8 protein-coding genes are annotated in these 13,959 nt (G+C 54.4%); 1 reads left to right on the top strand and 7 read right to left on the bottom strand.

Annotated features, from left to right (window positions below; all coding sequences use genetic code 11):
• Positions 1-5: 5 nt before the first annotated feature.
• From cydA to mngA, 3 genes are all read right to left on the bottom strand, one after another.
• The gene (gene cydA, locus FHN83_RS18350) at positions 6-1,574 is read right to left on the bottom strand and encodes a cytochrome ubiquinol oxidase subunit I (protein WP_039029339.1); all 1,569 of its coding nucleotides are present in this window, start codon (positions 1,572-1,574) and stop codon (positions 6-8) included.
• Positions 1,575-2,241: 667 nt separating this feature from the next.
• A complete protein-coding gene (mngB, locus tag FHN83_RS18345; protein WP_139564571.1) occupies positions 2,242-4,878 on the bottom strand; it encodes a mannosylglycerate hydrolase in 2,637 nt (878 codons plus the stop codon).
• A gap of 23 nt (positions 4,879-4,901) precedes the next feature.
• Positions 4,902-6,818, bottom strand: a complete 1,917-nt coding sequence (mngA, locus tag FHN83_RS18340; protein WP_139564570.1) for a PTS 2-O-a-mannosyl-D-glycerate transporter subunit IIABC — start codon at positions 6,816-6,818, stop codon at positions 4,902-4,904.
• 172 nt (positions 6,819-6,990) lie between these two features.
• On the opposite strand from mngA, the gene FHN83_RS18335 reads away from it, so the two are divergent.
• The gene (locus FHN83_RS18335) at positions 6,991-7,707 is read left to right on the top strand and encodes a GntR family transcriptional regulator (RefSeq protein ID WP_139564569.1); all 717 of its coding nucleotides are present in this window, start codon (positions 6,991-6,993) and stop codon (positions 7,705-7,707) included.
• A gap of 83 nt (positions 7,708-7,790) precedes the next feature.
• Here the strand turns inward: FHN83_RS18335 and sucD are convergent, their stop codons facing one another.
• The 4 genes from sucD to sucA all read right to left on the bottom strand — a co-directional run bounded on the left by sucD (position 7,791) and on the right by sucA (position 13,956).
• A complete protein-coding gene (gene sucD, locus FHN83_RS18330) occupies positions 7,791-8,660 on the bottom strand; it encodes a succinate--CoA ligase subunit alpha (protein ID WP_032617085.1) in 870 nt (289 codons plus the stop codon).
• The gene (gene sucC / locus FHN83_RS18325; RefSeq protein ID WP_032617084.1) at positions 8,660-9,826 is read right to left on the bottom strand and encodes an ADP-forming succinate--CoA ligase subunit beta; all 1,167 of its coding nucleotides are present in this window, start codon (positions 9,824-9,826) and stop codon (positions 8,660-8,662) included. The genes sucD and sucC overlap by 1 nt, the downstream gene beginning before the upstream one ends.
• 87 nt (positions 9,827-9,913) lie before the next feature.
• The gene (odhB, locus tag FHN83_RS18320) at positions 9,914-11,134 is read right to left on the bottom strand and encodes a 2-oxoglutarate dehydrogenase complex dihydrolipoyllysine-residue succinyltransferase (RefSeq protein WP_039029335.1); all 1,221 of its coding nucleotides are present in this window, start codon (positions 11,132-11,134) and stop codon (positions 9,914-9,916) included.
• Between the two features lie 14 nt (positions 11,135-11,148).
• The gene (gene sucA, locus FHN83_RS18315) at positions 11,149-13,956 is read right to left on the bottom strand and encodes a 2-oxoglutarate dehydrogenase E1 component (protein ID WP_039029334.1); all 2,808 of its coding nucleotides are present in this window, start codon (positions 13,954-13,956) and stop codon (positions 11,149-11,151) included.
• Positions 13,957-13,959: the final 3 nt, after the last annotated feature.

The raw sequence follows: 13,959 nt of genomic DNA, 5'->3' as shown, positions 1-13,959 counted from the left end.
CTGTCTTAGCGTGCCGGCTGAGAAGCCACGGTGGACTGCTCGTAGTGGTAGCGACCGGTTTTCAGGCTGCTTGGGCCAAGGCGCGCAAACTTGAACATCAGGAACAGTTCAGCCACCAGGAACAGCGTGTACAGGCCACAAATCAGCAGCATGGAGAAGATCAGATCCCCTGCGGTCAGGGATGAGTTCGCCACGGCGGTTGGCAGTACCTCACCGATTGCCCACGGCTGACGGCCGTACTCGGCAACAAACCAGCCGGATTCGATGGCGATCCACGGCAGTGGGATGCCGTACAGCGCAGCACGCAGCAGCCATTTACGCTGACCGATACGGTTACGAATGACCGACCAGAAGGAGGCGCCGATGATCAACAGCATGATGATGCCGCAGCCAACCATGATACGGAACGCGAAGTACAGCGGCGCTACGCGTGGAATGGAGTCTTTGGTCGCCAGCTGGATCTGCTCTTCCGTCGCGTCAGAGACGTTCGGGGTATAGCGCTTCAGCAGCAGGCCATAGCCGAGGTCTTTTTTCACGTCGTTAAACTGATCGCGAACGGACTGATCGGTGGAACCGGCACGCAGCTCCTCCAGCAGGGTGTAAGCTTTCATCCCGTTACGGATACGCTCTTCATGCTGCACCAGCAGGTCTTTCAGGCCGATAACCGGCGTATCCACAGAGCGGGTGGCAATGATGCCGAGCGCATAAGGGATCTGAATAGCAAAGTGGTTTTCCTGCGCATCCTGATCGGGAATACCAAACAGGGTGAAGGCGGCCGGTGCAGGCTGGGTTTCCCACTCTGCTTCGATCGCTGCCAGTTTGGTTTTCTGCACGTCGCCCATCTCGTAACCGGATTCATCACCCAGCACGATAACGGAGAGGATTGCTGCCATACCGAAGCTCGCCGCGATGGCGAAAGAGCGCTTGGCAAAGGCGAAGTCACGACCACGCAGCATGTAGTAGGCGCTGATGCCCAGCACGAACATCGCGCCGCAGACATAGCCGGATGCTACAGTGTGAACGAATTTCACCTGTGCAACCGGGTTCAGCACCAGCTCGGAGAAGCTGACCATCTCCATACGCATGGTTTCGAAGTTGAAATCAGACGCGATTGGGTTCTGCATCCAGCCGTTAGCCACAAGGATCCACAGCGCGGACAGGTTAGAGCCTAATGCCACCAGCCAGGTCACAGCCATATGCTGGACTTTACCCAGACGGTCCCAACCGAAGAAGAACAGACCTACAAAGGTGGATTCGAGGAAGAAGGCCATCAGACCTTCAATGGCCAGCGGCGCACCGAAGATATCCCCTACATAGTGGGAATAGTAAGACCAGTTAGTCCCGAACTGGAACTCCATGGTCAGACCGGTTGCCACGCCCAGCGCAAAGTTGATACCAAACAACTTGCCCCAGAACTTGGTCATATCTTTATAAATCTGTTTGCCGGAAAGGACGTAAACCGTTTCCATGATTGCCAGCAGGAACGCCATACCGAGCGTCAGTGGCACAAACAGGAAGTGGTACATCGCGGTCAAGGCAAACTGTAAGCGCGACAGTTCGACTACGTCTAACATTATGACTCCTTGCTCATCGCATGAAGACTCCGAGAGTGAAACCTTAAATAAGGATTCACACGCATGCCCCAATACAAATTATTCGCAACTTTATCGTCGCTTTACCCCGAGAGAGGATAAACTGATGACGTAAGGTTACAAATACGTTAAAAAAACCCAAATTGATCCCGTAAATATAATACGCTGCAAAACCCTTACAATAAACAGGTTTTTATTCAATCAGATTTACGTTTTTCGACGGTGATCAATTTATAGCAAAACTACCACTTTTCGGCCATTTTGATCCGGAACAATTTAACGCTTTTTGGAGCCTTTTTCCAAGGATTAAACATTGATTTAAATCAACAAACAAACACAGCTGTTAAAGATGTGTACTTGTGAGAGCGATAGTAAAATCCATGTTAAAAATATGTATATAAGGGGGTGTTATTAGTTATAAAAGACAGGGGATAATATAAGCAGATGTGATTTTTATTAACGCAGAAAGAGAAAAGAAGGTTTGGAGGCAAATAAGTATAGAGTGTTATCCGCCTCACAGTATTTTTTATTACTCTGTTATTCGCGAAATTACACTTCCTTCACTTTAAGAAACTTTAAATTAACACCACTGTGTGACTATTTGATGAATAAAGGCCACAGTGTCTGCAGCCTTCCAGTATGTTGCGCGTTATTTCTCTATCTTAACGCTAAATGTTCGCGACTGTCCTGGTCTGAACGCCCCGACAATGCCCCGTCCCTCCTGATTCAGTGCATTGATTCGCTCATTCATGTCCGTCTCAAAACACGTATTAATCGCGCGATTCAAGGATAAAGCAACATTGCAGGAGTGGGTCTCCGACGGGTTGTACAGACGAATAATCATTTCGTCACGATCTTCAGCCTTTTTAAGCGCGCTGAGCACACACTCATTCGGCGCCAGCGTTAACAGGCTATAGCTACCCGGCGTCGTAAAGGTTGCGCTGTTGAGTTTCATTGCGTCCCAGGGGATCTTGTTATAACAGTGCACGGGAGTAAGCCATGCCTTCGCCTGCTGGGCGATGCCTGCACTTACGGGCGTACCATTAAAACTCATCAGGCTAAAGCGACAGATTAACCGACCGCGCATCTGGGAATCAGGGACCGGCATTTTGATCCCTGACGGTCTGCCTGGACGAAGAAGTAAATCCTCTTTTCCAAGCACCCCCACGCCACGCAGCAACGTCAGGGCAAAGGTTTTTTGACGCTCCCCCGTTATTTCGAATTCGCGAAGTCCCTCGGTGAAAAGCGCTATGCCGTTACGTCTTTCATGAAGCACCGCATAATTGAGCAGATTCCACACCGGCACCGGCGCTTCCTTCCACCCCTCTTCCTGCCAGTTAGCCATCGCTTCGTCCTGTACGGGACGCGTCAGAGAACCAAACTGGGTATCGGCTAAGACTTCGTCCGTCACGAATGGCGTTGGGATCAGAACCCGAATGCGATGGTCATCCGCCTGATTGTCCAGATGCACCTCAACGTCGATACGTCGGCTGTTGTGGCTCAGCGTAATGGTCATTTGAGCGCTGAGAGAGCCCGTTTGCTGGCGCGCGGATCGTTCCTTCAGATTCGCTGGAATGGCCATACGATAGTGGAGCACCGCCCTGCTCTGCCAGGCTTCATGGATCACCTCGACATTATGCTCTGCGTGAGCTGAAGTGAGCCTCCACTCCTCGCGTGACGGCGAGTAATCGTACTCGTCTCCATCATCAGAACTCTCTTCAATTTCCAGCGCACGGTCATAAATTAGCCCGGACTCTTTGTCGAGCAGTCGCAGTGTACCATCGTCATTTAAGGTTATTTGCCAGAACGCATTTTCCAGTAACGCCTCGGGGAGTTTACCAGGCGCAAGCACCTTACCGGCTGCATGCGCTTCAATGTAGAGCGTTCGGTAGCCCATGGAGGGCAGGATCTGGCTGATCTGGATGTCAAATTCCATGAAGGGATCGTAATTTCCGTAATGCACAATCTGGCGGTCGATCAGCCCGGGGTCGATTTCACGCGCGCAGCGGAGGAAATAGGGGATCTCATTGCCTTTGTCATCGAGCAGGCGGAACTGGCTGGCGCGCAGACGTATCGTGGTGTTAATCACTTCCTCACGCGGCCAGGGCGTCAGGTTGAACATCACCAGCTTGTCTTCTTCCGTTTTCGGCATGTTGTCGACAATCTTGCGCATGTAAAAGCGAGTCAGGTTGTCGGCCATATCCTCGGCCAGCTCAAAACGAGACATAATCTCACGATGCACTTTGTCACTACAGCAGCAGCCAATACTGTCGTGAGCGTGATTTTTGAGGATCTCTTTCCACATCTTTTCCAGCAAACCGTGGTGGTACTCAAACCCCAACGTCCAGGCAAGCGTCGCCAGCGGCTCAAGGATGTTGACGATTTTATTCTCTATACGGGCGTGGGCAATTTTGATATCCATTCGCGTGGAGCCGATGGTCCGGTGTACGCGCATGTACTTACCGTCAATAAACTCCCCTTTCAGCGTCGCCAGTTCATCACGGTGTGCGTCGATATGGTCAAACACCTCCTCAAACCGACTCATGACAAATTTACGCTGCGGGTAGATTTCACGCAGTTTATCCATCACCGCAAAAATGTTCTGCTGCAGCGGCATTTGATCGTGACCGTTAGGCAGTAAAATCTCTTTCGTCACGGAGGCTTTTTCCAGTACATCAAAGTAAGCGTCGAGGCGTTTACGCAGCCCGTTCTCATCCTCCGGTAAGTACTTACCAATCGCGTAGCCCAGCGGTAGCACCTGCGCCGTGACCTCACTGCCGTCCTGGCTTTGCCACAGAAACTCCGTTTTATCGGTGCCGTGACGTTCGGAACAGCCACGCCAGAACAGGGTGCGGGTAATGCCAAAGCCGTTATAAATGTGCGGCAGTTGGGAGGACATGCCGAAGGAGTCTGGCAGATAACCAATTTTCATTGGCTCGCCAAAAGCCATGCAGTCACGGATGCCGTACATCAGATTACGAACGATAGATTCGCCGGAAACAAGAGTGGTATCCGTCTGGGTATACCAAGGTCCGATAATGAGTTTTCCGGCTTTAACCAGCGCTTTCACGCGGGATCTGTTTTCCGGTTTAACCGCAAAATAATCTTCCAGCACCGCCGTCTGACCGTCGAGTACGTAGAATTTATACTCCGCATCCTGTTCAAGACGCGTGAGGATTTCCTCCATATTATTGACCAGAAGAATACGCGACTCTTCGGTGGTGAAGTACCACTCACGGTCCCAGTGCATATGTGGCGTGATATGAACGCGAGATACAGCTTTCATCTTCGTTTCCTGTTAGTGAGTGTTTAAGATGCGATGTCCTGAGTCACATACTGGCCGCTCTTCACCGCCTGACGCCGCCAGAGCAGTAAAATGAGCGTGGAGATTGCAGTACCCAATAGTGCCGCACCAAGCCAGCCCGCGGCGGCTATGACACCGCCAAGCCCGGCATCGTGGAGTAAAAAGAGGGAAAAAATGCCTGCGCCCGGCGTGGACAATCCGATACCCATCGCACCGATCGTCGCCCCTGTCACCATTGAGCCCAGAACAAACGAGCCTATCACCCGGAAAGGGTCTTCAATCGCCATCGGAATGGCCCCTTCGGTGATGCCCGCCAGCCCCAGCAGCCAGGTTGATTTACCGGTTTCAATTTCGAACTGTTTAAACAGTTTCGGTGCCAGCATTGTTGAGGCCGTCACGGTGAAGGCCGAGACCATTTTGACTGAGGCAAAGATCGCATAGGGACCATAGACTCCGTTGGCCATCGCCCCCAGGCAGAACGCATAAGAGGCTTTGTTAACCGGTCCGCCCAAATCGAACGAGCACATAAAGCCGAGAATAGCCCCCAGCAACAACGCATTCGCACCGGACAGACCATTCAGCCAGGCGGTAAGCGAGTTATTGAGCCAGGCCACCGGTTCACCGATCACAAACAGCATCAGGCTACCGGCACCCAGCACGCCGAGCACCGGATAGAGATAGAAGGTTAAAAAGCCGTTGTAGCGGTTACTCAGACGGATGTGATGCTTCACCCAGCGCATCAGGTAGCCCGCGATAAGCCCCCCTGCGATCGCCCCCAGAAAACCAGAGCCGATCATATTGGCGGCAAGACCCGCAGCAAAGCCGGGTGCCAGAGCCGGTTTATCCGCCAGCGAGTAGGCGGTATAGGCCGCAAGGACGGGCACCATCAATATGCCCAGCATGCCGCCGCCCAGTTTGCGGTACATCCACAGCCATGAGTTTTCCTGATCAAACAGGTGCTGCAGACCGAGAGTTTGTGCCAGCAGAACCGACACGGCCAGCACTGTGCCTCCCGCGACAATCAGCGGTACCGCAAAGGAGATACCGCTGAGGAGCGCCTGCTTGAGTTCTGTTTTGATCCTCTTTTTAGCTTCGGTTTCAACCTGTACCTGGCGCGCAGCGGAAGCAGGCTTTAATGCCAGCGCACGCTCAATTAAGGCTTCAGCGTGGCGCAGGGGTTCCGCAACGGGAACGGAAATGGTGGGGAGACCTTCGAAGCGCTCGCTCTCTTTAATTGCCACCTCTGCGGCAAAGATGCAGGCTTTTGCATCCTGCAACTGCTGAGCAGTAATACGCCCTTCGATGCCGTTCGCGCCCTGCTTTTCAACCACCAGGTTTACGCCCAGCTTACGCCCGGCTTTTTCGAGATATTCTGCTGCCATATAGGTATGGGCGATCCCAGCGGGACAAGCCGTCACGCAGACGATGGTCGCTGCGCTGGACGATATTGCGCTCTCCTCAGCCTGCGGCGTATCGTCCAGCGCGGCCAGCAACTCTTCTGCCGTCGTGGACGCCATCATGCGTGCCCGCAGGGCATCATTCGCCAGACGAGACGTCAGCTCCGTCAGTATCTCAATATGCGTTGACCCGGCTTCAGCAGGAGGAATGGCGAGCAGAAAAATCAGCTCCACATTCTCCGGACCGTCCACCCCTTCCCATTCCAGCGGTTCGCTGAGGGTTGCCACGGCAAAGGCTGCTTCTTTCACGGCTGCCGATTTGCCATGTGGCACAGCCAGCCCTTCTCCCAGCGCGGTCGGGCCAAGTGATTCCCGATGGATAACCTCCGCCAGAAAAGCATCCGCGTCACTAATTTTACCCAGATCCACCAGTCGCATCGCGAGCTCGCGGATGGCGCGATCGCGGTCAGTAAACTGTGCCTGCACGCAGACAGCACGGTAATCAGTCAGAGTCGTCAGGTTCATAAAGATCCTTACCCTTACGTTGTTATTGTCTGACGTGAATTCTGGCAGAACGAACAATACATTTATGTGATCACTTTCAATAACAATCACAATTTGTATTTTATTTGTATTATTTACAACTTGTCCGCTAAAGGCATAATTCCCGGTAATGGTATTAAACAGGCATAACAAAATGGGTAATAAACCGATGTACCGGCAGATAGCCGATGCGTTCCGCGAGAAAGTTAGCGCCGGAGAGTTGAAACCTGGCGACGCATTGCCGACGGAATCCAGCCTTCAGGAGGCGTTTAACGTTAGCCGGGTCACCGTGCGGCAGGCTTTAAAACTGCTCGCCGATGAGCAGATCATCGAAAGCATTCAGGGCAGCGGCTCCTATGTAAAAGAAGAGCGCGTCAATTACGACATTTACCAGCTCACCGGCTTTTACGAAAAACTGGCGGATCGCAACGTCGATACGCACAGCGATGTCACCATCTTCGAAGTGGTGAAGGCGGACGCGAAACTGGCCGCGAAATTAGCCCTTAGTCCGGATGACAAGGTCTGGCACGTCAAGCGCGTGCGCTTCATTAAGCTAAAACCGGTCAACCTCGAAGAGACATGGATGCCTCTCACCATGTTCCCTGACCTCACCTGGGAAGTGATGGAGAACTCCAAATATCACTATATTGAGCAGATCAAAAAGATGGTTATCGATCGCAGCGAGCAGGAGCTGGTGCCGATCATGCCATCACAGGAGGCGATCTCCACGCTGGGGCTCGATCCGGCAAAACCGATCCTGGAGAAAATATCTCGTGGATTTTTGAAAGATGGTCGGGTGTTCGAATACAGCCGCAACGTATTTAACACTGACGACTACAAATTCACGCTGGTCGCCCGGCGCAGGCAATAAAAAAAGGCCATCTTACGATGGCCAACCATGTCGAAACGGACATTTATTATGTCAAAGCTCCCCGCACGGGGAGCAGAGAGGATTTACTTAATGATGGATTTCAGTGCTTCACCGATGTCAGCCAGGCTGCGAACGGTTTTCACGCCTGCTGCTTCCAGCGCTGCGAATTTCTCGTCCGCAGTACCTTTGCCGCCCGCGATGATGGCGCCTGCGTGGCCCATACGCTTGCCTTTCGGCGCGGTGACACCCGCGATGTAGCCAACCACTGGCTTGGTCACGTGATCTTTGATGTAAGCAGCCGCTTCTTCTTCCGCGCTACCGCCGATTTCACCGATCATGACGATCGCTTCAGTCTGCGGGTCTTCCTGGAACAGCTTCAGGATGTCGATGAAGTTAGAGCCCGGGATTGGGTCGCCGCCGATGCCCACACAGGTGGACTGGCCGAAACCGTAGTCGGTGGTCTGCTTAACCGCTTCATAGGTCAGCGTACCGGAACGGGAGACGATACCCACTTTGCCCGGCTTATGAATGTGGCCCGGCATGATGCCGATTTTGCATTCGCCTGGGGTGATCACGCCCGGGCAGTTTGGCCCGATCATGCGCACGCCCGCTTCGTCCAGCTTCACCTTCACGGTCAGCATATCCAGCGTCGGGATACCTTCGGTGATGGTGATGATCAGTTTGATGCCTGCGTCGATCGCTTCCAGGATGGAGTCTTTGCAGAACGGAGCCGGAACGTAGATCACGGTGGCAGTTGCGCCAGTCGCTTCTACCGCTTCACGCACGGTGTTGAACACTGGCAGGCCCAGGTGCGTGGTGCCGCCTTTACCTGGGGTTACGCCGCCAACCATCTGCGTACCGTAAGCAATCGCCTGCTCAGAGTGGAATGAACCCTGGCTACCGGTGAAGCCCTGGCAGATAACCTTGGTATCTTTATTAATTAAAACGGACATTATTTCCCCTCCACTGCGGCAACAACCTGCTGAGCTGCATCCGTCAGACTTTTCGCTGCAATAATATTCAGGCCGCTGTCAGCCAGTTTTTTCGCGCCGAGTTCAGCGTTGTTACCTTCCAGACGGACAACAACCGGGACGTTCACGCCCACTTCTTCTACCGCGCCGATGATACCGTCAGCGATCAGGTCGCAACGTACGATACCGCCGAAGATGTTAACCAGAACGGCTTTCACATTGTCATCGGAGAGGATGATTTTGAATGCTTCGGTCACGCGCTCTTTGGTTGCACCGCCGCCCACATCCAGGAAGTTTGCCGGCTCGCCGCCGTGCAGTTTAACGATGTCCATGGTGCCCATTGCCAGGCCCGCACCGTTAACCATGCAGCCGATGTTGCCATCGAGTGCTACGTAGTTCAGTTCCCACTGTGCAGCCTGCGCTTCACGTGGATCTTCCTGAGACTGGTCGCGCATTTCGCGCAGGTCAGCCTGGCGGAACAGCGCGTTGCCGTCAGCGCCCAGTTTGCCGTCGAGGCAGATCAGATCGCCCTGCTTAGTGATGACCAGCGGGTTGATTTCGATCAGCGCCAGGTCGCGCTCCAGGAAGATAGTTGCCAGGCCCATGAAGATCTTGGTGAATTGCTGCACCAGTTTGCCTTCCAGACCCAGTTTGAATGCCAGCTCACGACCCTGGTAAGGCATTGGGCCCGCCAGCGGATCGATAGCGACTTTGTGGATCAGGTGCGGGGTCTCTTCCGCCACTTTTTCGATTTCCACGCCGCCTTCGGTAGAGGCCATAAACACCACGCGACGGGAGCTACGGTCTACGACTGCGCCGAGGTACAGTTCTTTTGCAATATCGGTTGCCGCTTCAACCAGGATCTGGTTAACCGGCTGGCCGCCCGCGTCTGTTTGATAGGTCACCAGACGTTTGCCAAGCCAATGTTCAGCAAAGGCGCGGATCTCTTCTTTGCTGTTAACAACCTTCACACCGCCCGCTTTACCGCGGCCGCCAGCGTGAACCTGACATTTTACTACCCAAGGACCCGCACCGATTTTAGAGGCGGCTTCTTCTGCTTCACGAGGGGTATTGCAGGCATAACCCACCGGAGCCGGTAAGCCATACCGGGCAAACAGCTGTTTTGCCTGATATTCATGTAAGTTCATGTGTTCTATCCATCCTTCAGGGTAATCGTTAGGTCATGCTTTTGTAGGCCCGGCAGGCAAAGCGCCGCCGGGCAGTACGGCTAAAAACTAAACGTCCAGCAGCAGACGAGTTGGATCTTCCAGCAGCTCTTTAATGGCGACCAGGAAGCCCACGGACTCGCGGCCGTCGATCAGACGGTGATCGTAGGAGAGCGCCAGATACATCATCGGCAGGATCTCAACTTTACCGTCAACCGCCATAGGGCGATCTTTGATAGCGTGCATGCCAAGGATCGCGCTCTGCGGTGGGTTGATGATCGGGGTAGACATCAGGGAACCGAATACGCCGCCGTTGGTAATGGTGAAGTTACCGCCGGTCAGGTCGTCGACGGTCAGCTTGCCGTCGCGGCCTTTCACTGCCAGCTCTTTAATGTTCTTCTCGATGTCAGCCATGCCCAGGGTGTCCACATCACGCAGAACCGGGGTCACCAGGCCGCGTGGGGTAGAAACGGCCATGCTCACGTCGAAGTAGTTGTGATAAACCACGTCATCGCCATCGATGGACGCGTTCACTTCCGGGTAGCGTTTCAGCGCTTCAACAACCGCTTTCACGTAGAAGGACATAAAGCCCAGACGGATACCGTGACGTTTTTCAAACGCGTCACCGTACTGCTTACGCAGGTCCATGATTGGCTTCATGTTCACTTCGTTGAAGGTGGTCAGCATCGCGGTGGAGTTTTTCGCTTCCAGCAGACGCTCGGCCACACGCTTACGCAGGCGGGTCATCGGCACGCGTTTTTCGCTACGGGCGCCCAGAGCAGGCTGTGCTGCTGGTGCGGCTGCCGGGGCTTTTGCTTCTGGCGCAGCTGGCGCTTTGGCCAGATGTTTTTCAACGTCTTCACGGGTCAGACGACCGCCAACGCCGGTGCCTTTAATGGCAGCCGCGTCGAGGTTGTGTTCAGCCAGCAGGCGACGGATCGCCGGGCTGAGCGCGTCGTTAGACTGCTCTTCCAGGGAGGCCTGCTGGCGCTGCGCTGGAGTAGAGGCTTTCTCTTCAGATTTCGCGCTGGACTCTTTACCTGCGCTGTTGCCTTCACGCAGGCGACCCAGGATCTGGCGAGAAGTGACGGTTGTCCCTTCATCTTCCAGTACGGCATCAAGAACACCATCCGCCGAAGCCGGTACTTCCAGTACCACTTTGTCAGTTTCGATTTCTACCAGCACTTCGTCGCGCTTAACGGCATCGCCCGGTTTTTTGTGCCAGGTGGCGACGGTCGCATCTGCTACAGACTCAGGCAGGTCGGGAACAAGAATATCTACGCTACTCATTATGTATCCTTTAATTAATCGACGTTCAGCGCGTCATTGACCAGATCTTGTTGCTGCTTCTGGTGAACGGACATATACCCTACCGCCGGAGAGGCGGAGGCCGGGCGACCTGCGTAACGCAGGGCAGACCCAAATGGAATCACTTCACGGAAATGATGCTGGCTGCAGTACCATGCGCCCTGGTTGAGCGGCTCTTCCTGGCACCAGACAAAATCATGTACGTGAGCATATTGTTTCAGCACTTCCTGCATCGCCTGATGCGGGAATGGATAAAGCTGTTCGATACGCACGATGGCGACATCTTTCTGATCGTTCTTACGGCGCTGTTCCAGCAGGTCGTAGTAAACCTTACCAGAACACATCACCACGCGTTTAACCGCCTGTGGATCCAGCTCGTCAATTTCGCCAATCGCCGGCAGGAAGGTGCCGTTCGCCAGCTCATCCAGGGTGGAGACTGCCAGCGGGTGACGCAGCAGCGATTTCGGTGACATCACCACCAGTGGACGGCGCATCCCGCGCAGCGCCTGACGACGCAGCATGTGATAAACCTGAGCCGGGGTAGACGGGACGCAAACCTGCATGTTCTGCTCGGCGCAGAGTTGCAGATAACGCTCCAGACGCGCGGAGGAGTGCTCCGGGCCCTGCCCTTCGTAACCGTGTGGCAGCAGCATCACCAGGCCACACATACGGCCCCACTTCTGCTCGCCAGAGGAGATGAACTGGTCGATAACAACCTGCGCACCGTTGGCGAAGTCGCCGAACTGCGCTTCCCAGATGGTCAGGGTGCGTGGTTCTGCCGTGGCGTAACCGTATTCAAACGCCAGGACCGCTTCTTCTGACAGCACGGAGTCCCAGACCTTGAACTGGCCCTGGCCGTTATGCACGTGCTGCAGCGGGGTGTAGGTAGAACCGTTGGTCTGGTTATGAATCACCGCATGACGGTGGAAGAAGGTGCCACGACCGGCATCTTCACCGGACAGACGTACCGGAATGCCTTCATCAACCAGCGTTGCGTACGCCAGGTTTTCTGCGCCGCCCCAGTCGAACAGCTTCTCGCCTGCCGCCATCGCCTGACGGTCAGAGTAGATTTTCTGTACGCGGGACTGCATCTCGATTGCTTCTGGTACGGTGCTGATGCGTTTTGCCAGCTCCTGCAGACGCTTCATCTCGACCTTGTTCGGGTAGCTCTCATCCCACTCGTGGTTGAGGTACGGCGACCAGGTAAAGGAGTGCATGTTCATCGGACGCAGTTCTTTCACCACGCATTCGCCGGCATCCAGCGCGTCGCGGTAAAGATTAACCATCTCGGTAGCATCTTCCAGGGCAACAATCTTCTCCGCTTCCAGCTTGTCAGCGTAGATTTTGCGCGGGGTCGGATGTTTTTTGATTTTCTGGTACATCAGCGGCTGGGTTGCACTTGGCTCGTCCGCTTCGTTGTGGCCATGACGACGGTAGCAGAACAGGTCGATCAGCACGTCACGCTTGAAGGTGTTACGGAAGTCCAGCGCCAGACGGGTAACGAAAGCAACGGCTTCCGGGTCATCCGCGTTAACGTGGAAGATCGGCGCCTGTACCATTTTACCGATGTCGGTGCAGTATGGCGTAGAACGCGCGTCCAGCGGGTTAGAGGTGGTGAAGCCTACCTGGTTGTTGATCACGATGCGAACGGTACCGCCCACTTCGTAACCACGCGCTTTGGACATGTTCAGGGTTTCCTGAACCACGCCCTGACCGGTGATCGCCGCATCGCCATGAATGGTGATTGGCAGAACTTTATTGCTGCTTGGCTCGTCCAGACGATCCAGACGCGCACGTACGGAGCCGATAACCACCGGGCTGACGATCTCAAGGTGCGACGGGTTAAACGCCAGCGCCATGTGCACCAGGCCGCCCTGGGTTTCGATATCCGATGAGAAGCCCATGTGGTACTTCACGTCACCGGTACCGAGGTGTTCTTTATGTTTGCCCGCGAATTCGTCGAACAGATCCTGCGGCTTTTTGCCCAGCACGTTGATCAGCACGTTCAGACGACCACGGTGCGCCATGCCCAGTACCACTTCACGGGTACCGCTGTTGCCCGCGTGGCGGATCAGCTCTTTCAGCATCGGCACCAGTGCATCACCGCCTTCCAGCGAGAAGCGTTTTGCACCCGGGAATTTAGCACCGAGGTAGCGCTCCAGGCCTTCTGCTGCGGTCAGTTCGCTCAGGAAGCGTTTTTTCTCTTCGGCATTGAAGGTGGATTTACCGGCAACGGATTCAATACGCTGCTGGATCCAGCGTTTCTCTTCGGTCGAAGTGATGTGCATGTATTCTGCGCCGATGGAGCCGCAGTAAGTTTGCTTCAGCGCTTCCAGCAGATCGCCCAGCTTCATCGTGTCTTTGCCGATAGCGAAAGAGCCGACGTTGAAGGTTTCCTGGAAATCTGCTTCGGTAAGGTCGTGATAAGCCGGGTCGAGATCGGCCACACGCTCTTGCTGCCACAGTCCCAGCGGATCCAGATTCGCATGCTGGTGGCCACGGAAACGATAGGCGTTAATCAGCTGCAGGACTTTAACCTGCTTTGCATTGGTGTCAGGGTCGGAGATAGCGGAAGAGTAACGTGAGGCATCCTTCGCCAGACGACGGAAATAATCACGTGTTTTGGAATGAAATTGATCCGGTTTGACACCCGTTCCAGGTAACTCCTGGAACATGGAACGCCAGTTAGCGTCCACTGAGTCAGGGTCGGTTAAGAAGTCTTCATAGAGCTGTTCAATCCAGCTTTGGTTTGCACCAGAGAGGAATGAAGAGTCCAGCCAGGCTTTCATTGCGCCGTTCTGCATCGT

This window comes from Leclercia adecarboxylata (assembly GCF_006171285.1).
Taxonomy (GTDB): Bacteria; Pseudomonadota; Gammaproteobacteria; order Enterobacterales; family Enterobacteriaceae; genus Enterobacter; species Enterobacter barmai.
The sequence above is the reverse complement of the archived record's forward strand: the minus strand, read 5'-3'. Positions and strand labels throughout refer to the sequence as shown.